This window comes from Pseudomonas sp. xss_4, assembly GCF_043104125.1.
GTDB lineage: Bacteria > Pseudomonadota > Gammaproteobacteria > Pseudomonadales > Pseudomonadaceae > Aquipseudomonas > Aquipseudomonas parafulva_B.
Window position 1 is genome coordinate 220225 of sequence record NZ_JBICKJ010000038.1, and the last position, 19957, is coordinate 240181.

The following is a 19957-nucleotide window of genomic DNA, read 5'->3' on the forward strand; positions in this document are numbered from 1 at the left end:
CATGTCATTGATCAGCATGGCGCAGGCCCGGGCCCACCTTCGTGATCCAGACGATGACGACGATTATCTGCAGCTGCTGATCGACTCGGCCGAGCTCTCGGCAATGAACTACCTCAACCGCCAGGTTTACGTCGATGCGCAATCGATGGCAGAGGCGGTACTGGCAGGCTCGGCAGGGGAAAACTCTATGCTCAGCAACGCATCGTTCAAGTCGGCGTGCCTTCTGATCCTGGGTCACCTCTACGCCAACCGGGAAGACGTGGTGACGGGGACAATCGCGACTGACCTGCCTCGAGGCTCGCAGGCCTTGCTGACTCCATACCGGGTGGGGTGGGGTATATGAGGGCCGGACCGCTTCGTCACTTGTTTGAAGTCACTGTCCGTCACGAGGAGCGCACCAAGTCCGGTGGGGCTGTCGTCACCTGGCTCCCTGCAGCTCGTCCAAAGATGTGGGGTGAAGTGCGTACACCCTCTGGCCGGATCATCGCTGTAGCTGAAAAGCTCAAAGCGATAGTTACAGCCGAGATCATCAGCAGGCCTCGAACTGACATGGTGGCAGGCGTAAGGCTCACCCGCCGGGGCGTCACGTATCAGGTCGAGGCTGTATTGCCAGACAACGAAAACACGCTGATGAGACTTCTTTGCTCATCGGTACCGAATCCATGAGGTGAACCATGAAAATTCAAGCATTGGGCCCCCTGACCGGTGCATCCGGCGAGCGCGAAAAGGGCGATATCTTCGAAGTGAAGAAGGAATACGGCGAAGGCCTGATCGCCCGCGGCTACGCGATCGAGATCAAGGAAGACGCGGCGCAGGAAAAAACAGCCAAGGCCCAGGCCAAGGAGTAGGCCATGGCCCGCCGCTCAAAGATGCGCGGCGATATCCGCCTACGGCGAACGTTGCGCAACATCCACAAGACCATGGACAACGAACTGGCCCCGGCCATGCGCCATGCTGCCGAGCGGGTGCTGGCCACGCAGCAACAGCTGATGCCCAAGGATACGGGCGCTGCCGCCGCCGCGCTGAAGATCTACGTCGCGCCCAGCGGCCTTGATGCGCAGATCGGGATCAGGGGCAAGAGCGACAACCGCAAGTTCTTCTACCTGCGTTTCATCGAGTACGGCACCAAGGGCTACATCGGCGGCAAGCGAGCCGGTAACCGCAACCGGCGGGCGACCAACAAGAGCGACGGTACGCATTTCTTCGGCAAGTACCCGGACATTCCGGCCAGGCCGGCGCACCCGTGGCTTCGGCCCTCCATCGACGTGAACCGTGAGTACGTTATGGCTGACATCGAGACGGCCGTGCGCCGCACGCTGCGCAAGGCAAGCCAGGGGGGGGCAATGGCTGATCCCTCGGTATCGCTGCAAGAGGCCATTTTTGCCAGGCTGCAGGCCGAGGTGAGCTGTCCGGTCTATGACGGTGCACCCATGGACGCCGACATGCCCTATGTGTCGATCGACCGCGAGGTCTCAGTCAACGTCAGCCCGATATCAGGCCGTAAGCGCGAGCAGCGCCTGCTGTACCTGTCGGTCTGGTCAGACACGGTTGGCCAGGCAGAGGTGAAACGCATCAACGGGGAGGTCATTGCCGCCCTGGACGAGCGCCCGCTGCCGCTGAGCGTCGGCAGGGCTGTCTCTGTGCGCGTCATCCAGTCGGACGCCCAGCGTGACGCTGACGGGGTTACCTACCAAGGATCGATCACCGTCCGCGTCATCACCACCCACTGATCCACCCACCGGCCGCTCCGCGGCTCAATCCAATGTGCCTTTGGAGGAACCCCCATGGCCGAAGACAACCTGAACACCGCTGCTGGCTGCCGTTTCTGGCTTGGCGGCAAAACCGGCGCTGACACCCAGACCCAATACGAAGCCGACACCTATGTCGAGGTAGGCGAAATTGAAGACCTGGGCGAGTTCGGCGACACATTCAGCAGCGTGACTTTCACGTCGCTGAAGAACGGCCGCGTGCGCAAGTACAAGGGCACCGCTGATGCTGGTGATCTGACGCTGACCGTGGGGCTGGACAACGGCGATGCCGGTCAGAAGGCTGTGAAGGTCGCTCACAAGGACCGTAGCAAGGGCGACTACAACATCAAGATCACTCTTAACGATGGTGATCCTACCGCCACCCCAGCGCTCAAGCCGACCACGTTCTACATGCGAGGGAAGGTGATGAACAACACCGTCGCGCCTGGTGCCGCCGACAACGTCGTGCGCCGCAACATCACCATCGGTATCAACTCCGATATCTTGGAGCTGCTACCTGCAGCCGCCTGAATAACCGGGGCTCAGCCCCGGCAACCAAGGACAGTGCTTTATGAACAAGACCCTCTACGGGACTTTGACCGTGAAACTGGGTGATGAGGAGTTCGTCCTCCAGCCAACGTTGAAAGCGGTGCGGGCTATTGAAAGCCGTTTTGGTGGCCTCCGCGGTGCCTCGCAAACCATCTCTGCCTTGAGCATTGATGGCTGCGCGATAATCCTGGCTGCTGGAGCCGGCCTGGAAGGCAAGGCTGCAGACGCTATGCCAGAGAAAGTGTGGCAAGCCGGCGTGCTGGGAGTTGCCAGCCAACTGAATGCTTACCTGGTCGCGCTTTACAATCCACGCGGCGGTGATGAGGGAAAGGAGGCAGCCGGGGAGGCGTGAGCGTTGTCGAGGACGGCAGCTACGTAGACCGGCTTTATGCAATCGCTACAGGGTGGCTTGGCTGGTCACCAGATGCAGCATGGCGCACGCCTCTTCCGGAGTTGTTCCTGGCCATGGATGCGCGCATCGAGTGGTCACAGATGACGAACCCCTTCGGCAAGGGCAAGGCTCAGCCAGGGAAGGGAAAACCGAGTGCATCGAACGTGGCAGACAAGCTGCGCCAGGCACTCACCGGCAGATCCGGCGACTAAACATCGTCCTGTGCTACATTCATGCGCTCATCAAGGAGACGTGCCCCATGAAGAATGTAATCACGCTGCTGGCAGCGTGTGTATTAGTTGCCTGCGCAACCTATGGAAAGCCGGTCACGCAGGCACAGTTGGACCAAATCAAGCAGGGCGTTACTACCAAGGACGACTTGCTGAGCAGTTTCGGTAAACCACTGGCATCGACCAGAAATTCGGACGGCACCCAGGTCCTGTCATGGGGATATGCGAAGGTTGGTTTTTCTGGTTCTAGCTATACAAATCAGGGGCTGAGTGTCGTGTTAGATGCTGACGGGAAGGTAGTCAGCTACACCACAACCGAAATGTCCAACCCGTACAGATAAAGCAAGTGAATTGTTAATAAACCCGGCCAAGCGCCGGGTTTTTTCATTTAGGAGAAAATATGGCGGACCAGCAAATCCAGGGCATGTTGGTCCAGATCGAGGCTACTACTGCTCAACTTCGACGTGAGCTGGCTAACGCCGATCAGATGGTGGCGAGGTCTTCACAGAGCATCGACCGCAACCTGGCGCAAGTAGACTCCGCGTTTGATCGGGCCGGCAAATCGGCGCAGCAGGCTGGTAATCTTATCCGCGGTGCTTTCGCGGCTGTCGCCGGTGCCGGCTTGGTTGGCGGCATCATCAAGCAGGTCGATGCCTACGGTCAGATGTCCGACCGTATGAAGGCTGCTGCCGGCAGCGGCGCTGAATATCAGTTGGTGCAGGAGCACCTTCTGCAGACCGCCAATGAAACCTACCGCCCGCTGGCGGAGGCACAAGAGCTCTACAGTCGTACTGCCGGGGTAATGCGCAACCTGGGCTACGACACCCAGAAAACCCTGGATATCACCGACAGCTTCAGCTTTCTGCTGGTAACCAACGCTGCGTCAGCGGACAAAGCCGGCTCTGCGCTGGATGCCTATTCCAAGGCGCTGCAAACTGGGAAAGTCGAGGCTGACGGCTGGGTGTCGATTCAGACCGCAATGCCGACTATCGTCGATGCGATCGCTGAGGGTACCGGCAAAAGCGCCGAGCAGATCCGCAAGCTGGGCGTAGAGGGCAAGCTTGCGCTTGACGACCTCAACAACGGCCTGCTGAAGACGGTCGGTGCAAATCGCCAGGCAGCTGCCGAGATGTCGACCAGTGTGCAGGATGCGTTGACCAATATTGGAAACGCCATCAGCACCTTCCTTGGCAACATGGAAGAGAGCACTGGGGTAGTCGGCGGGCTATCCCAGGTTCTACTGGTGCTGGGCGAAAATGTCGAGTTAGTCGCTTCAGCGATGGGTGTCGCTGGCGTGGCTGCGCTTACTAACTATGTGGCCAAGTCGGGCCTAGCGCTCAAGGCGGCATTGGCCCAGTACCGGGCAGAAGTCCAGAACGCGCAGGCTGCTCTGTGGGCGGCTGAGGCTCAACGCATCTACGCACAAGCCCAGTTGCAGCAGGCCGAGGCCACAGTTGTTGCTACCACCGGCCTGCAGCGCCTTTCGATCGTCCAGAGTGAACTGATTCCCAAACAGGCTGCGCTGAAGGCTTCGACAGACGCGCTGGCCATCGCCCAGGCAAACCTTACCCGGGCTGCCACCGGTGGCCTGCTGGCTGCGATGGGTGGCCCGATGGGCATTGCCATGCTCGCCGGTACTGCAGCGGCCAGTTTCCTGCTGCTGCGCGACAATTCCGATTCGCTGGAGAAGAAGCTCGGAGACCTAAACGACCCACTCGATAAGCTGGTTGAGCGGTTCGGCAAGCTCAATAAGGCCACACAGGCTGTGGCGTTGCGCGAGCTAAAAGGGACTCTCGAAGACACTGCCAGCGAGCTGAGCCAAGTTGCCGGCTCCATCGCTGACCGGTTCGAAAACAGCCTGCGCGACGTAGGTGCCGCAGGTGTCGACGGCTTTATTAGTGCCCTGGTGCCGCTGCCAGCAGAAGCGCAGAAAGCGCTCGACTTGGTTCGGCAGGCGGCGAATGAAGCGGCTACAGGCGCAGTTGTGGATTGGAAGGCTGTGGCTGACCAGGTGCGCGGTATTCCCGGCGTCACCGAAGCCATGGCCCAGGCCATCGAGACCGGTCAGATTAAGGCCTCTGAGCTCAGCGCGCAGTTGCAGAACCTGCGCGCAAAGCTCGGTGAACTGACCGAGGAAACCGACCGAAACACCGCTTCTACCCAGGCAAACACTGCCGCCAAGATCGGTATGAGTAGTGCCGGGCAGACATACCTCGACACCCTGCAGAAACAGCTGGGCGGCCTGCAAGATAACAATGACGCGATCAAGATAGCCAATCGCTATATCGCAGAGCACGCCGATCTCACCGACACTGACCGCAACGCGATCCTCTCAGCAGCAAGTGCTATCGAGTCGCAGAAGAAAGTCAACGACGCGGCCAACAAGGCTAAGCGAAAGGGTGAGTCTGAAAGCGAGAAAGCCGCCAAAAAACAGCTCAAGGACTTTGAGTCGACTGAGGAGGGATTCAAGCGTCAGATTCAGCTGATAAACACCACCGGCGACAGGCAAAAGGATGCCACCGAGGTCGCCAAGCTGTCGTTTGAGTTACAAGAGGGCAAACTTGGCAACCTGTCGAAGGCTCAGCAAAAACGGCTCCTGGGACTGGCTGCAGAGCTGGACGGGCTCAACAAGATTAAGAAGGCCAATGAGGATGCGCTGAAGCTAAGCGCTTTCAAGGCTGCGCAGGCCTCTGGCACACAAACAGCCATCAACGGCTATGCGCAGGAGCTGGCGGGAATTGGGATGGGCGACAAAGCCCGTGACCGGATGCGTGCCGATCTGGCCGTACGGCAGAAGTATGTCGAGGATGTAAAGGCCCTCAACGAGCAGCGAAATACTGGTCAGATTACCCCTGAGCTCTATGCCAGCCAGACAGAGGTTTTACAGGAAGAGCTGAACAAGCAGCTGTTTGCCCAGCAGCTCTACTACGAGCAGGTTGATGAGCTGCAGACCAACTGGGTGCTGGGTGCTCAGGAAGCCTGGCAGAACTATGCTGACGCGGCCACCAACTACTCCGCTATTGCAGCCGATGCTACCGCGTCTACTCTCGGCAGCGCCCGCAGTGAACTGGGAGCATTCTTCGCCGATATGGCCACCAGGTCAAAGGACGCCGGCGATGCATTGGCAGACATGGTGACGGGTTTCGGAAAGTCTGTAGTCTCAACCTTGGCTGATATGGCTGCTCAGTGGCTGATCTATCAAGCTGTCCAGTTAATGGTTAACAAGTCGACTCAGGCCGGCGCGAGTCTTGCCATGGTGGGTAATGCTCAGGCTACGGCGTTCCAGGCCAGTCTGGCAGCATTCGCGTCCACTGCTGCCATTCCGATAGTTGGGCCGGCGTTAGCCCCTGGAGCTGCTGCCGCAGCTGCCGCAGCAACAGCACCGATGGTCGCTGGTGTTGCTGCGACTTCAGCGATGGCAGGTGCAGGCTTCATGGATGGCGGCTACACAGGCCACGGTCGCAGGGATGAAGTCGCCGGCCCTGTTCACCGTGGGGAATACGTTTTCGATGCCGAGGCCACTGCCAGGATTGGTGTTGGCAATCTAGAAGCCCTTAGCGATGGGCGCATTGGGATAATCGGGCGAGGTTCGTCAGCTTCTGCTGGCGCAGAGCGCGCGCAGAGCGGTGCGCAGATCATCATCAACTCACCAATCAACGTCCAGGCCCAGCAAGGAGTAAGTGAAGAGCAGGCGAGGCGTCAGGGAGAAGGTCTGCGAGAGGGCTTCGAAGGTGTCGTGCGTGATGTGCTGTATCGGGAAACCCAGCAGGGCGGCCTTCTTTGGAGAAAGTGATGACAGAGATCTTCAGCTTTGACGTTGAGGCCGAAGCTGACGGCGAGGTCAAGCAGAACACCTGGGAGAACAACTTCGGTGATGGTTTTGTCCAGGCAGGTGGCGTCGGCATTAACACCAAGACACAGTCGTGGAGCTTGTCCCATACAGGCCTTCTAGTCGAGGGAGAGGAAGCCTTTGAGATTCGCAAGTTCCTAGACCGCCATGAGGGCTATCGCACCTGCTACTGGACGCCGCCGGGTGGTGTGCAGGGTCGGTACAGGGCCAAAGGCTACAAAATCAGAGCCCGTGGCGCTCCCAACCTGGTGACCATCAGCTGGACTTTCGATCAGCGATTTACCCCCTATTGACCCCGCGCTTGCGGGGTTTTCTCTTTCAGAGGCCCCCATGACTTTCGAATCCGATATCCAGAAGCTTGAGCCTGGCAACCAGATCCGGCTCTACGAGGTGGACGCGACCCGACTGGGCGGGAACATCATGCGCTTCCATGGCCATGCTCAGGAGGCCGATATCATCTGGCAGGGCCAGCTCTATTCGGCCATGCAGATCGAGGCCAAGGGCTTCGACATTCGCGGCGATGGCCGGCCTGCGACCCCGACCCTGCAGATGGCCAACGAGATAGCTGGCGTGCGTGGCGCGGTCACAGCGCTCTGCCTGGCGCTCAAGGACCTGGTGGGCTCCAAGGTCAGGGTCATCGAGACCTTCCGCCACTTCCTGGATGCTGCGAACTTCCCGGCCGGAAACCCCGATGCGTCCAACCAGGCCCGGGAAAACCTCTGGTACATCGAGCAGAAGACCGACGAAGACCGCCAGCAGGTGACCTTTCAGCTGTCCAGCCCGCTGGACATGGGCGGCGTCATGCTGCCGGCTCAGCAGATCACCAAGCTATGCCGCTGGGCCTGCCGCGGGCAGTACCGGGGCGAGGCCTGCGCCTATACCGGCGCTGCCATGTACACCAAGCAGGACGAGCCCACTGACAACCCGGCGCTCGACCGCTGCCCGGGGCGCTGGAAGAGCTGCAAGCTTCGCGGCAACACACGCCGCTTCGGCGGCTCCATGGGCGCAAGCCTGATCGTCAGCTCGAGGTGATCAATGCGTATCAACCAGTCACTGCAGGCCGCGATCCGCGAGCATGCCGAACGCGCGTACCCGGCCGAAGCGTGCGGGGTGCTTATCAAGACCGAACAGGGCCGGGCCTATGTGCCGTGCCGCAACCTGGCGAAAACTCCGCGGGAGAACTTCCGCCTTCACCATGAGGACTTGGCAGACGCCGAGGATCAGGGCGAGCTACTGGCGATCGTGCACAGCCATCCTGATGCTGCGCCTACGCCCAGCATGGCAGACCGGGTGAGCTGTGAACTGCATGAGGTGCCCTGGGGGATCGTCGGCTGGCCAGGTGGCGACATGCAGTGGTTCAAGCCGTCAGGCTATCAGGCCCCGCTGCTGGGTCGCGAGTTCGCCCATGGTCTGCTGGATTGCTGGGCAGCCTGCCGAGACTGGTACGCCCGCGAGGCCGGCTTGATGCTGCCCAACTTCGAGCGCGATGACCTCTGGTGGGAGCAGGAAGACGGCCCAAGCCTGTATGAGGCCAACTTTGCTGCAACCGGCTTCTACCAGGTGGATGAGCTCCAGCGCGGTGACATGTTGGTGTTTATGGTCCCATCGCCGGGGCGGCCCTGCTTTCACCCTAATCATGCGGCCATTTACCTCGGCAGCCAGCCGGAGCTGACCAGCGAGCCGGCTGCGCGTCTGGGCGGCAGTGGGCCCTTCATCTACCACCACATGGCCGGCAGGGCCTCCACGCGGGAAGTCTACGGCTGGTCAATGGCCAACCGCTGCCGGCTGATCCTGCGGCACAAGGACTTTCAACCATGAAGCGCAAGGTGAAACTGTACGGGGTGCTGCGCAAGCACTTCGGGCGTGAGTATGAATTAGATGTGAACAGCACACGCGACGCCATTCAGGCGCTGTGCAACATGGTGCCCGGCTTCGAAAAGTTTCTGTCCACGGGCGAGGAGCGAGGGCTGGTATTCACCGTGTTCTCCGGCACCCGCAACCTCTCAGCTGATGACTTGGACATGATGGGCGACGACGCCGGAGACATCCGAATCGCTCCGATCATTCAGGGCAGCAAGCAGGCCGGGCTGTTCACCACCATCATCGGCGTCGTGCTCATTGTGGCTGGCTACTTCACCTTCGGTACCACCTCCGCCTATGGCGTGGCGATGATCGCCGGCGGTGCCGCCATGGCTGCAACTGGTGTGGTGCAGATGCTGTCGCCCACACCGACAACTGGCAGCCTTGATCGCAATGAGGACGGCAACAACCCCAGCTACGGGTTTGGCGGTGCGGTCACGACGATTGCCCAGGGCAATCCCTACCCGGTGCTGTACGGCGAGCGCGAGATCGGCGGAGCCGTAGAGTCGGGGGGAATCTACCCGCAAGACCGGCTGTGAATATTGGCAACATATGACCCGCTTCGGCGGGTTTTTTTGTTTGTGGAGACTGGAATGGTCCAAGTATCGAAGCGCGCGCCGCAGCAGTCCCGCGCAGCGCGTAAGCGCCAGGTTGTGGGCAGCAAGGGCGGGGAGAAGAAGCAGAAGCAGCCCAGCATCGCTTCCAACAGCGTACCGTCCATCGCCGTTGCTCGCCTGCTGTACCTGTGGAGCTGGGGCCCCATTGTAGGGCCGGTCAATGGGCTGCGCTCCGTCAAGCTCGATGGCACCCAGGTCATGGCCGACGACGGCACCATGAACTACCCGGGCGTCAAATGGCAGTTTCGCTCAGGTGAGTTGAACCAGGAGCGGATGACTGGCATCACCGAGTCGAGCAACGAGATTGCTGTTGGCCAGTTGCTGCTGACCACTGCGCCCTACGTTCACACCATCAGCAACCCCATGCTGGATGCCGTGCGTTTGCGTTTCTCCTGGCCACAGCTGCAGCGCCAGGACCAGAGCGGAAACATTGATGGTGTCCGCATTGAGTATGCGGTCGATGTATCGACCGACAATGGACCCTTCCAGCAAGTGCTGGCGTCCGAGGTCAACCGCAAGAACGTCACCAAGTACGAACGCTCGCACCGCATCGAGCTCCCAGCCGGTTCGCGCTGGACCATCCGTGCCCGCCGTATCACCCCCGAGGCCAACAGCTCGCTGACCCAAGATGGGATGTACGTTGAGGCACTGTCGGAGGTGGTCGACAGCGACCAGGAGTACCCGCTGACCGCTGTCAGCTGCGTGGAGTACGACGCCGAGCAGTTCGGCGGCGATATCGCCAAGATCGCTGTGCTGATGCGTGGGCGCATTGTGCGCGTACCTGCGAACTACAACGCAGAGACTCGCACCTACGCCACCAGCGGTGTCGGCACAACCAATGGAGTCTGGGATGGCACCTTCAAAGAGGCCTATACCAACAACCCGGCCTGGGTATTCTATGACCTGGTGCTGCACCTTTACTACGGCCTGGGAGATCGCATTGATGCAAGCATGATCAATCGCTGGTCGCTGTATCGCATCGGGCAGTATTGCGACCAATTGGTCCCAGACGGCATGGGCGGCCAAGAACCGCGCTTCACCTGTAACCTGTACCTGCAGAAGCAGGCCGAGGCCTGGGCGGTGATCCAGGACCTGGCAGCCATCTTCCATGGCCTGGCCTTCTGGGACGGTAGCCAGATCACCGTGAACGCAGACCTGCCGCAGGACCCGGTCTACAACTACACCCTGTCACAGATCCTCGACGACGGCGCAGTCAAGTACACCGGCAGCAAGCTGCGCGAGCGGCATAGCCAGGCCATGGTGTCGTTCGATGACCCGGCGCGGGGGTATGACACCGACAAAGAGCCCGTTTTCGACGAGGACGCGATCGCTGAATATGGGGTCCGCGAGATCTCCGTAGAGGCGGTGGGGTGCACCTCGCGTGGCCAGGCCCAGCGCGCTGGCCAGTGGGCTTTGATGACCGAGCAGCTGCAACTCAGGGGGGCAACCTTCCGTGTTGGGCTCGATGGATACATTCCCAAGCCAGGCAAAGTCATCACCCTGTCTGATCCGATGCTGGCTGGCCGTGCGAACGGTGGGCGCATCACGGCCGTGAATGGCCGCGTTGTGACCGTGGACCGTGACGTAGAGGTGCCAACGGGTGCACGCCTGCTGGTCAACCTACCGAGCGGAAAGGCAGAGGCCCGGGTCATTCGGTCCGTGGCGGGTCGGCAGATCACCGTGGTAGCCGAATTCAGCGAGGCGCCGCAGCCTGAGTGTGCCTGGGTGCTGGACTTCGATGACCTCAAGGTCATGCAGTTTTACGTCCGCAACATCACCCGGCCTGAGTGGCACCAGTTCCAGCTGGAGTGCATCCAGTATGAGCCGGGCAAATTCGACGCCATCGACTTCGGTACCATCATCGATGATCGGCCCATCAGCGTGCTTCCTCCGGGCGTACAAGATGCACCCGCGCGCGTGCTGATCGGCAGCCACTCCGCTGTGGACCAGGGCATTGCGGTCACCACCATGACCATCTCTTGGGATGCGGCACCAGGTGCGGTTGCCTACGACGTTGAATGGCGCTGGGGTTCGCGTGACTGGGTGAGGATGCCGAGAACTGGTCAACTCACCGCTGATGTTCGTGGGGTCTACGCGGGTCAGTACTTGGCCCGCGTGCGCGCCATCAGCGCTATGGACGTGGCCTCTATCCCGACCACTTCAGCCCTGACGGAAGTTGCCGGCAAAACAACGCCACCGCCGGCGGTGACCTTCCTGCGCGCTGAAAGCTTGATCTTCGGGATCAAGGTCACCATCGGTTACCCGGCGGGTGCCAGCGACACGCAGCGTGCAGAACTGTGGTACGGGCCGAGCTCAGACCTAGCCGCAGCCACGAAACTGACGGATCTGGCCTACCCGCAGGCAGACCACACCCTGCAGGGCTTGCGCGCTGGCCAGACATTCTACTTCTGGGCGCGCCTGGTCGACCGTTCTGGCAACGTCGGCCCTTGGTTTCCGGTCGATGCGCCAGGGATTAAGGGGCAGGCCAGCGCCGACGCCGGTCCTATCCTCGAGCAGATTGCCAAGCAGATCGGCGAAAGCGAGCTCGGAAAGGAGCTCACCAGCAAGATCGAAAAGATCGCGCTCATTGACGGTAACGGCCCGGGGTCGGTGAACGAGCGCGTAGGGGCGGCGAAGACCGAGCTGGCCAAACAGATCAGCGATGTGAACAACGCCCTTGGCACTGTGAAGGGCAACCTCGAGCAGCAAATCACCGCCGTGAGCGCGGACGTTTCCGCTGCCAAGACCGAGCTGCAGCAGCAGATCGCCAATGTCTCGGCCTTGGCCGGCTCCCTGCCGTATCGCAAGGACAAGGCCTACAGCGTCGGCCAGAGCGCCCTGGGCAGTGATGGCAAGCTATACCAAGCCCTGAAAGCGGTACCGCTGAACACGCCACCGCCGAACGCCAGCTACTGGACCGATGTTGGCCAGGCGGTAGTGACTGCCAACGGCATGGCCGCGCGGATGTCGAAGGTTGAGACCGACGTATCGACGCTCGATGGCAAGGTTACTGCGCAGGCATCGCAGATCAGTGGACTCCAATCGAGCCTGACCACCACCAACGGCAACGTCTCGGCTGCTCAGCAGGCTGCGCAGGATGCGGCCACGCTGGCGGGCGGGAAGGGCAAGGTCATCGTTCAGTCGGCAGCGCCTGCTGTCGCGGACCGTTTGGCGCAAAACCTCTGGATCGACACCACCAGCAACGCCAACACCCCGAAGCGCTGGACGGGTTCGGCTTGGGTCGCGGTGACGGACAAGGTGGCCACCGATGCCGCCGCAGCGGCCGCTGGCGCATTGGCCTTGGCACAGACTAAGGCTGACGCTTCTGTAGTCAGCAGCCTGACCACTCGCGTCAGCGATGCCGAGGGCAAGCTCACGTCGCAAGCCACCCGCATGGACGGCATGCAGACCAGCATCGACGGCAAGGCCAGCTCGCAGGCGCTGCAGCAGGTCACAAGCCGCGTGACGGCGACCGAGGACAAGGACAAGGCCCAAGATCAGCTCATCAGCTCGCAAAGCAAAGCGCTCACCTCGCTGACTGACAGTGTAAGCAAGAAGGCTGATGCATCGGCTGTACAGTCCTTGGGTAACCGAGTTGAGGTTGCCGAAGGGGCGCTGAGCAGCCAGAGCACTGACATCACGCAGCTGAAAAACAGCGTTGGTGCCGCCCAGCCATTCGTGGCTGGACGTGCTTGGGAGTTCACCGGCTCGACCAGGGGCTGGGTGGCGACCGCTACCAACGGGACGGTAACCGCGGGCCCGCTGTTTGCTACCGTGACTGCAAACCCGAACCTGCAGTGCAATTTCACCCCAATCATTGCAGGCGCAGAGAATCCCTATCTGCGGATCAGGCTACGCCGGCGTAGTACCAGCCGGGCGGGTGCCCAGATGTACTGGGCGAACGAAGACGGCGGGTTGGCCGAGTCAAGGCGCTTTGGGTGGTTCATCAGCACCACAACCACGGATTGGCAGGACATCGAGCTTGACCTATCCGGCCATGCCGGGTGGAACGGCAAGAAAATCTACGCCATCCGCCTGGACATGATGAACTTCGGCGATACAAGCGGCGAGATCGATATCGCTTACATCGCCGTTGGTAGGCGTTCTGCCTCGGCCTCGGCAGAAGCCGTGTCCACTCTGAGCAATGCGGTTACCGAAGCAGAAGGAAAGCTATCCAGCCAGGGCCAGTCGATCGTGAGCTTGCAGGGTGGGCTCAATACGGCCAACGGTAATGTGTTAGCCGCGCAGAAGGCTGCCCAAGACGCATACAGCCTCGCTGATGCCAAAGGCAAAGTGATCGTCCAAAACTCAACACCTTCAGCCATTAACCAGCAGATCCAGAACCTTTGGATCGATACCACAGGGGGCGGAAACACACCGAAGCGTTGGAACGGCTCTGCATGGCAGGCAGTCTCGGACAAGGTAGCCACGGACGCCGCAACAGCAGCGGGCAATGCCCTGAGCCAAGTGGCGACAAAGGCTGATGCCTCTACCGTTCAGAGCCTCATGAATAAGGTAGAGCAACAGGGTACAGCCATCACCGCCGCTGGCGAGGCGATCACTGGTATCAATGCATCGCTCGGCCAGGTTGGCGGTGAGAACCTGCTGCCTAACCCTTCGTTTGAGGTAGAAGGGCAAACTGCTGGCCTTGCTGATGGCTGGCGGGTCGGCTCCTCGCTGGCTGCACCTAATCGGCTCCTGTCGTTGGTGCCGTCAACCTTGGATCCTCGCGGTAAAGCGCAGCGTGTCGATGCCAAGGGACTGTCCGGCTCTGCGTATGTGGACGTTGCGCTACCGAACGCAAGCTGGGTATCCATGGCGCCAGGGCAGGTGCTGACAGTGTCGGCGTATGTCCGGGGAACCCAGGATCTGGTCAGCGAGATCTATCTGCAATACAAGAACAGCGGTGGGGCCACGGTCGGGACGCATGGGCCGCTTCGAACCATTCTGAGCGACGCATGGAACCGACCAGTCTTCACGGGCGCTCCCGCTCCAGCTGGGACGATTGGGGCGGACCTTCTTTTACGCGTCAGAGGGCCTTTGGGTGGTACTGCCAGTGACGGCTACTACGAGATTGATCGCGCCCAGGCTGAATTATCCACCGTGGTCAGTGCCTGGAAGGACAACGCCAAGAACGCTCAAAGCGCAGCGCAAGCAAACGCCGTAGCGATCAGCAGCGTATCCGGTCGCGTATCCAACACGGAGGAGGGCCTGACATCAGTCAGTGGTCGGCTAACTCAGCTGGACAACTCGATCGGCGACGTGGGCGGGGAAAACCTGTTCTACAACCCAGCTTTCACAAAACTGGGTGCGGCTACAGGAAACAACCCTGACGGGTGGGTACCGGAAGGGACGGCAACCTATACGCCGTCAATGGTCAGTTCCTGGCTGAACGCTGCTGAAAATGCATATCGATGCAGTACCACCGGCGTTGGCAGCACGGCATCAGGTAACCCGTACACTTCGCTGGTCACAGCCAGCGAGAGAGCACCTGCAGTCGCGCCTGGTCAAACTGTCACATCGTCGATCTACGTACGGAAAACGTCAGATTCCGGCGACTTGGGAATGAGGATTTTTCACCAGTGGATCAACGCCGCCGGTACCGTAATCAACGCGCCTGCGACGGCAGTTCTCCCGATGACTGTGGACGGCGACCGCATATCGTTCACATCGGTTGCTCCGACAGGTGCTGCCAAGGTTCGGGTTTTCTACCGGGCCCACGCGGCGATTGGTGGAACAGTGGCCGGTACGTTCGAAGTGGCCAGGCCACAGATCGAGTACGGTTCACGCCCCACAGGCTGGCGCGACAATGGCCAAGTTAATAGCAGCGCGATCGGCGCCGTATCTACGGCAGTTGATGGCCTTACCTCCAGCGTTAGTCAGCAGGGCAAGGACATCACCTCTGTCTCTGGCAGAACGACCAGCTTGGAGAACAGCGTCAATAACGGCTCCACTGGCCTGGCCAGCAAGGCGTCGACCGCAGCGCTGACCAGCGTGGCCAACCGCGTCGCTGCTACGGAAAGCGGGTTGACGGCTCAGTCCAGCAGCATCACTAACTTGGAGGCGAAGATAGGCAACGCTCTGCCATTCGTGGCTGGGCAAACCTGGGAGTTTACGAACTCAGTAGAGGGTTGGAAGGCCAATACATCCGGGGCAACCCTGACTGCTGGCCCTCAATACGCAACTGTCGCCAAGTTCACGACCATCCAGGTTACCAACACGTTCCCGGTTATAGATGGTGCCGAGAACCCGCTGATCCGCATCAGACTGCGCCGTCGCAACACTGGACGGGCCAGTGCGGCTATGTACTGGGCAAACGAGGATGGTGGACTTGCCGAGGCTCGGCGATTCAACTGGCCTATCAATACCTCGAGTGCAGACTGGCAGGACATTGAGCTCGACCTCTCTGGCCATGCTGGCTGGAATGGGAAGAAGATCTGGGCCATCCGCCTGGACATGTACAACTCGACTGATGCCAGTGGCGAAGTGGACATTGCCTACATCGCAGCCGGTCGCAGGTCAGTGGCTGCGTCGGGTAGGGCGTTCGATACGCTCAGCGTCAACGTTGCTCAGCAAGGCGACAAGCTGTCAGCAGAGACTCAGCGTATTAACGGCTTGTACACGTCAGTGGGCAACGTCAACTCAGCGATTCAGGATGAAACGACTGCTCGCGCCACTGCTGACTCGGCACTTAGCACGCGGATCAACACCGCCCAGGCGAAAGCCGATGAAGCAGCAGCTGCGGTCCAGAGCGAGGTTCAAGCGCGGGCAAATGCCGATGGCGCTCTTTCCAAGCGCGTCGATACTGCCCAAGCAACGGCGGGTAACGCTAACGCTGCTGTTCAGCAGGTCGCGACTGCACAGTCGAATCTGAAGGGTGAGCTCAATGCCCAATATACCGTTCGGGTCCAGGTAAACCGGCAAGGCGGCTATTACCACTTCGGTGGATTCGGGATCGGGGTTACAGAGCAGGGCGGTGTCGCTCAATCGGCCTTCGTGGTGTATTCCGATCAGTTTTTGCTGATCAACTCCAATGGGGGCGGCCTATCTTCTCCTTGGTCTGTCGTAGGAGGACAGACGTTCATCGCTGATGCGTACATCCGTGACGCCAGTATCGGTGCTGCGAAGATTCAAGACGCTGCCATTGGTACAGCCAAGATCCAGGATGCCGCGATTTCGACCGCTAAGATCGGCGATCTGCAGGTGAGCACGCTCAAGATCGGTAACGAAGCGGTGACAATCCCGCGCTACACAGGCTATGCACCGCGCTTTGCTTGCAATGCTACTTGGCAAACCCCGTTATCGATCACGTTCTTCATGCCTCAACCAGGCATGGTTTACATCAACTACTGCTCGACGTTCCTCTCGAATGGCACCCAGTTCTACCAGTACCGCCTGGTGCTGGATGGAAACATGATCGCTGAATCCGTCGCGAACTGGTCGGACAGCTCCATCACCCTGGCCTCTGGTCAGTACGTGGGAGCAGGCCAGCACACGATCGATTTCTCGATCCTGGGGGCGGTGGGCGTGGTGCTTTCCTATCAGAACCTTATGGTGCAAGGAATCATGCGATGACTCAGTCACCCCAAGTCGGGGAGGTTGTGCTCTACAACGATCGTGGAGAAATCCGTATGCGGGGCTACATGTCCCGGCTCGAGGCGGAGCTCAACGCGAAGCGAACAGGATTCTCCTATCTGTTCGCCCGGGCCAGCGAGCTCGAGCAGTTCGTCAGCGCGGGCAAGATCGTGCCTCGACCGAAGATGGCACTGCAGCTGGTTGGGATGACCCTCAAAGGCGTGCCCGCCAATGCGGTGCTCAACATTGAGGGCGTGGAGTACACCGCCGACGGCAGCGACATCCAGTTGGGCTTCAGCCTGCCCGGCGAGTACGAGGTCGTGATCGACCTATGGCCTTACCAGAGCGAGGTATTGAGCGTTGAAAATCGAGCACAAAAGTGATCATGCCAAAGCCCGGGCCACGGATTATCCGGCCATCGAGGAGCAACTGGACATGCTTTGGCACGCGATGGACCAAGGAACAATGCCCAAGGCGGAGCCGTTCTATTCCACGATCCAACGAGTAAAGCAGCAGTACCCCAAGACCTGACGGTCAATTACCCCACGAGCCCGCCACGCGCGGGCATTTTTTTGCCTGGAGATAACCATGCCCTACGTAGCCATCAACCTGACCAATGATTACGACCCTGACAACAAGACCCGATTCAACACCCTGGAGCAGGCCAAGGAGCGTATTCAAGCCGGCCTGCTCCAGTTCCCCAGCCACCGGTTCGTTACAGCCGAGCTCCTCGAGGAGTTCACTGCCGAAGTCGTGATCACTGGTAGCGAGCCAGCCAAGCCCGATCCGGTACCGGACGAGAGCACCGAGGCCTGAGCCCCACGCTTCACCATACAGCCCGCTCGGCGTGGGCAATTTGTGCCTGTCGAGTCACTTTCCAAAGCGCCTCATGCGCGAGCAGCGGTGCCTCTCATTTCCTGCCGATTTGAAACTTCAGTTTATCGGTTGGCCACCAGTTGAAAGACGGAGGTGGCTCATAGCAGCCTGGCTGGTTAGCAGGCGAAGCATCACACCGAACGGTGTATCCCTTCGAGCCTACCTCCGTGGTGTCGTCGCTGGAGCTGTAGTGAGAGCAGCCCGCCAGCGCGGTCAATATGAGTAATGCAGCAACACGTTTCATAAGAAATTCCTTCCATAGATTGCACTATCGTATCGCTTAGCAGTGGCGGGTAGGGACGTAGATCTCAGAGACCACCAGTGATTCAAGAAAGCGAGTCGAGCAGCTTGTTGAGGATGCCTTCCTGATACTGCCGGTTGTAGCAGCCCGGTTGATTCGGAGGAGTGTCATCGCACGCAATATCATGCTTGTTGGTGGTGCTCCCGTAGGTGCTGTTGGAGAAGTGGGAGCAACCAGTAAGCAGCCAGCTGAACAGCGCTAGTGCTAAAAATCCATTTTTCATACCCAGTCTCGCGTAACGGATGATGCAGATTGGACGTTCGTGCAACAAATAAGGCACATCCGGCCCGCCCAGCGCGGGCTTTTTTTCGTCCGGAGAAAACCTATGACCACACCTCGCGGTGTCCGCAACAATAACCCAGGGAACATCGATTACAACCCGCGCAACGCCTGGCAGGGGCAGCTGGGTCTTGAGGTGGGCGTGGCCAAGCCTCGCTTTGCGCGCTTTGACCATCCAGAGAACGGCATCCGCGCTTTGGGCAAGTTGCTGCTCAACTACCGGGGCAAGGATGGGATGCCCGGTGTTGGCCGGCCTGGTATCGACACCCCGCTGGAGTTTATCAACCGCTGGGCGCCGGCGAGTGAGAACGACACCAATGCCTACGCGCAAGCCATCGCCAAGCGACTGGGCGTCGGCGTGCGCGAATCGATCGACATCTCCAGACCGCAGATCCTGCGCGAGCTGGTGGTTGGCATCATCGTGCACGAGAACGGCACCAACCCGTATCCGTCGACGCTGATCGATGAGGGCATCAAGCGGGCCTTGGCATGAGCCCCTGGGTTGGCTTGGCGGCTGCCGTGGTCTTGGTGGCTAGCCACTGGAGCGCCTACGAGCACGGCCGGAGTGTAGAGCAGGCGCAGGCTGGCCAAGTGTCGGCCAACCGCGATAGCGGCGACCGTCTTGCGGAGGTGATCGGCGAGCGCGGCGCCCGTCAGCAGGAACATCAACGCGCCCAGGCGCAGGAGGAGGCGAGAGCCCATGCATATGAACAACACAAGGCTGTTGCTGCTGACGCTGCTGGCGCCGATGCTGCTGGCCAGCGGCTGCGCGACGAAGGCGCCAAGCTCGCTGCCGCCGTCAGTTGCCCCGGCACGGATACCGCCGCTGTCGCCCGAGGCCAGGCAGCCACCCACGCCGCCATGGTGCTCTCCGACCTGCTCGCACGGGCTGATGCTCGAGCGGGAGAGCTGGCGAAGGCTTATGACCAGGCCCGAATAGCAGGACAGCTGTGCGAGGCGTCCTATAATGCCCTGACCAAATAAGGGTATCCCCGATGGACAAGGATGAATTTGCCGCTGCCGTTGAGGCAGGCGAACCGCTGATCGAGCAGTCGATGCAAGCTCTCAAACGGTACTGGGAGGCCAGGGACTATGGTGCGCCGGCCGAGGAGGTAGAGCGTCTGCGGCTGCATTCCGAGTCCTTGGCCCAAGCGGTTTCTGACTACCAGCTTCGCACCGTCTCCAAGCTGATGGGCAACAAACCACCCCCTACGCACTAACGCATCCCGCTTATCGGCAGTTGCTCGGCCCATTGCATGCCAATACCATACTGTTCATTCATACAGTATGGAGGCCCCGCTAATGAACACCGCCCTTGACTTCGAAATCAATGACATGCCCCTGCTCAGCCTGGACGATCTTATGCAGGTGCGAGCGCCCTGGACCTACCTGGTCAAGATCGAAGGCGAGAGCATGCAGGGTATTGGGATGTACTCTGGCGACCTGCTGGTCGTGGATCGAAGCGTCGAGGCCAAGCACGGCGATATCGTGATTGCGGCGGTGAACGGCGAACCGCTCTGCAAGCGCATGTGCCATGAGCACGGTGTGCTGGTCCTGCGGTCGGAGAACCCAAAGTACCCATCTCGGTACATCATGGAGGGCGATACGTTCGAGGTGTGGGGTGTGGTGCGGTTCAGCGTGCGGGACCATGATCGTCTAGCAGGTTAGGCTTCCGATTCGG

General features: G+C 60.3%; 22 protein-coding genes and 1 pseudogene. 22 read left to right on the plus strand and 1 reads right to left on the minus strand.

Annotated features, from left to right (window positions below; all coding sequences use genetic code 11):
- Position 1: 1 nt before the first annotated feature.
- The 18 genes and pseudogenes from ACF8GB_RS08085 to ACF8GB_RS08170 all read left to right on the plus strand — a co-directional run bounded on the left by ACF8GB_RS08085 (position 2) and on the right by ACF8GB_RS08170 (position 17636).
- Positions 2–343 carry a head-tail connector protein gene (locus tag ACF8GB_RS08085; protein WP_392526831.1) on the plus strand — a complete coding sequence of 114 codons (342 nt, stop codon included), beginning with the start codon at positions 2–4 and terminating at the stop codon, positions 341–343.
- On the plus strand, positions 340–666 hold the full coding sequence (locus tag ACF8GB_RS08090) for a head-tail adaptor protein (RefSeq protein ID WP_392526832.1): 327 nt from the start codon (positions 340–342) through the stop codon (positions 664–666). Before ACF8GB_RS08085 ends, ACF8GB_RS08090 begins: the two co-directional genes overlap by 4 nt.
- Positions 667–674: 8 nt before the next feature.
- The gene (locus ACF8GB_RS08095) at positions 675–848 is read left to right on the plus strand and encodes a hypothetical protein (RefSeq protein WP_392526833.1); all 174 of its coding nucleotides are present in this window, start codon (positions 675–677) and stop codon (positions 846–848) included.
- 3 nt (positions 849–851) lie between these two features.
- Positions 852–1337: pseudogene (locus ACF8GB_RS08100) on the plus strand (HK97 gp10 family phage protein); the annotation flags it as partial.
- Positions 1338–1343: 6 nt separating this feature from the next.
- A complete protein-coding gene (locus ACF8GB_RS08105; RefSeq protein ID WP_028686471.1) occupies positions 1344–1730 on the plus strand; it encodes a DUF3168 domain-containing protein in 387 nt (128 codons plus the stop codon).
- A 54-nt stretch (positions 1731–1784) separates the two neighbouring features.
- Positions 1785–2279: a hypothetical protein gene (locus ACF8GB_RS08110; RefSeq protein WP_028686470.1), complete on the plus strand. Its 495-nt coding sequence runs from the start codon at positions 1785–1787 to the stop codon at positions 2277–2279.
- Positions 2280–2319: 40 nt separating this feature from the next.
- Positions 2320–2649 carry a hypothetical protein gene (locus ACF8GB_RS08115; protein ID WP_392526834.1) on the plus strand — a complete coding sequence of 110 codons (330 nt, stop codon included), beginning with the start codon at positions 2320–2322 and terminating at the stop codon, positions 2647–2649.
- A complete protein-coding gene (locus ACF8GB_RS08120; RefSeq protein ID WP_392526836.1) occupies positions 2646–2900 on the plus strand; it encodes a hypothetical protein in 255 nt (84 codons plus the stop codon). The genes ACF8GB_RS08115 and ACF8GB_RS08120 overlap by 4 nt, the downstream gene beginning before the upstream one ends.
- Before the next feature lie 47 nt (positions 2901–2947).
- A complete protein-coding gene (locus ACF8GB_RS08125) occupies positions 2948–3259 on the plus strand; it encodes a hypothetical protein (protein WP_125922813.1) in 312 nt (103 codons plus the stop codon).
- A 59-nt stretch (positions 3260–3318) separates the two neighbouring features.
- Positions 3319–6711 carry a phage tail tape measure protein gene (locus ACF8GB_RS08130; protein ID WP_392526837.1) on the plus strand — a complete coding sequence of 1131 codons (3393 nt, stop codon included), beginning with the start codon at positions 3319–3321 and terminating at the stop codon, positions 6709–6711.
- On the plus strand, positions 6711–7061 hold the full coding sequence (locus tag ACF8GB_RS08135) for a phage tail protein (protein WP_028686466.1): 351 nt from the start codon (positions 6711–6713) through the stop codon (positions 7059–7061). Before ACF8GB_RS08130 ends, ACF8GB_RS08135 begins: the two co-directional genes overlap by 1 nt.
- Before the next feature lie 37 nt (positions 7062–7098).
- Positions 7099–7800 (plus strand): phage minor tail protein L, encoded by a 702-nt coding sequence (locus tag ACF8GB_RS08140; RefSeq protein WP_392526838.1) that lies wholly within the window; start codon positions 7099–7101, stop codon positions 7798–7800.
- 3 nt (positions 7801–7803) lie between these two features.
- Positions 7804–8586 carry a C40 family peptidase gene (locus ACF8GB_RS08145; protein WP_392526839.1) on the plus strand — a complete coding sequence of 261 codons (783 nt, stop codon included), beginning with the start codon at positions 7804–7806 and terminating at the stop codon, positions 8584–8586.
- Positions 8583–9167: a tail assembly protein gene (locus ACF8GB_RS08150; protein ID WP_392526840.1), complete on the plus strand. Its 585-nt coding sequence runs from the start codon at positions 8583–8585 to the stop codon at positions 9165–9167. Before ACF8GB_RS08145 ends, ACF8GB_RS08150 begins: the two co-directional genes overlap by 4 nt.
- Positions 9168–9221: 54 nt before the next feature.
- Complete coding sequence (locus ACF8GB_RS08155; RefSeq protein WP_392526859.1) at positions 9222–16820, plus strand: phage tail protein; 7599 nt, start codon at positions 9222–9224, stop codon at positions 16818–16820.
- The gene (locus ACF8GB_RS08160) at positions 16817–17203 is read left to right on the plus strand and encodes a hypothetical protein (protein WP_392526841.1); all 387 of its coding nucleotides are present in this window, start codon (positions 16817–16819) and stop codon (positions 17201–17203) included. Before ACF8GB_RS08155 ends, ACF8GB_RS08160 begins: the two co-directional genes overlap by 4 nt.
- Complete coding sequence (locus ACF8GB_RS08165) at positions 17181–17351, plus strand: hypothetical protein (RefSeq protein ID WP_181074198.1); 171 nt, start codon at positions 17181–17183, stop codon at positions 17349–17351. Before ACF8GB_RS08160 ends, ACF8GB_RS08165 begins: the two co-directional genes overlap by 23 nt.
- A 57-nt stretch (positions 17352–17408) precedes the next feature.
- The gene (locus ACF8GB_RS08170) at positions 17409–17636 is read left to right on the plus strand and encodes a hypothetical protein (protein WP_028686462.1); all 228 of its coding nucleotides are present in this window, start codon (positions 17409–17411) and stop codon (positions 17634–17636) included.
- Between the two features lie 386 nt (positions 17637–18022).
- Here ACF8GB_RS08170 and ACF8GB_RS08175 read toward each other — a convergent pair whose 3' ends face one another.
- The gene (locus ACF8GB_RS08175; RefSeq protein WP_058637837.1) at positions 18023–18220 is read right to left on the minus strand and encodes a hypothetical protein; all 198 of its coding nucleotides are present in this window, start codon (positions 18218–18220) and stop codon (positions 18023–18025) included.
- A 102-nt stretch (positions 18221–18322) separates the two neighbouring features.
- Here ACF8GB_RS08175 and ACF8GB_RS08180 point away from each other — a divergent pair, with 102 nt between their 5' ends.
- The 4 genes from ACF8GB_RS08180 to ACF8GB_RS08195 all read left to right on the plus strand — a co-directional run bounded on the left by ACF8GB_RS08180 (position 18323) and on the right by ACF8GB_RS08195 (position 19944).
- Positions 18323–18769, plus strand: coding sequence for a structural protein P5 (locus tag ACF8GB_RS08180; protein ID WP_392526844.1), 447 nt, complete (start codon positions 18323–18325; stop codon positions 18767–18769).
- Positions 18766–19260: a DUF2514 domain-containing protein gene (locus tag ACF8GB_RS08185; protein WP_392526845.1), complete on the plus strand. Its 495-nt coding sequence runs from the start codon at positions 18766–18768 to the stop codon at positions 19258–19260. Before ACF8GB_RS08180 ends, ACF8GB_RS08185 begins: the two co-directional genes overlap by 4 nt.
- A gap of 11 nt (positions 19261–19271) precedes the next feature.
- Positions 19272–19496 (plus strand): hypothetical protein, encoded by a 225-nt coding sequence (locus ACF8GB_RS08190; protein ID WP_392526847.1) that lies wholly within the window; start codon positions 19272–19274, stop codon positions 19494–19496.
- Between the two features lie 67 nt (positions 19497–19563).
- Positions 19564–19944, plus strand: a complete 381-nt coding sequence (locus ACF8GB_RS08195) for a LexA family protein (RefSeq protein WP_392526848.1) — start codon at positions 19564–19566, stop codon at positions 19942–19944.
- Positions 19945–19957: the final 13 nt, after the last annotated feature.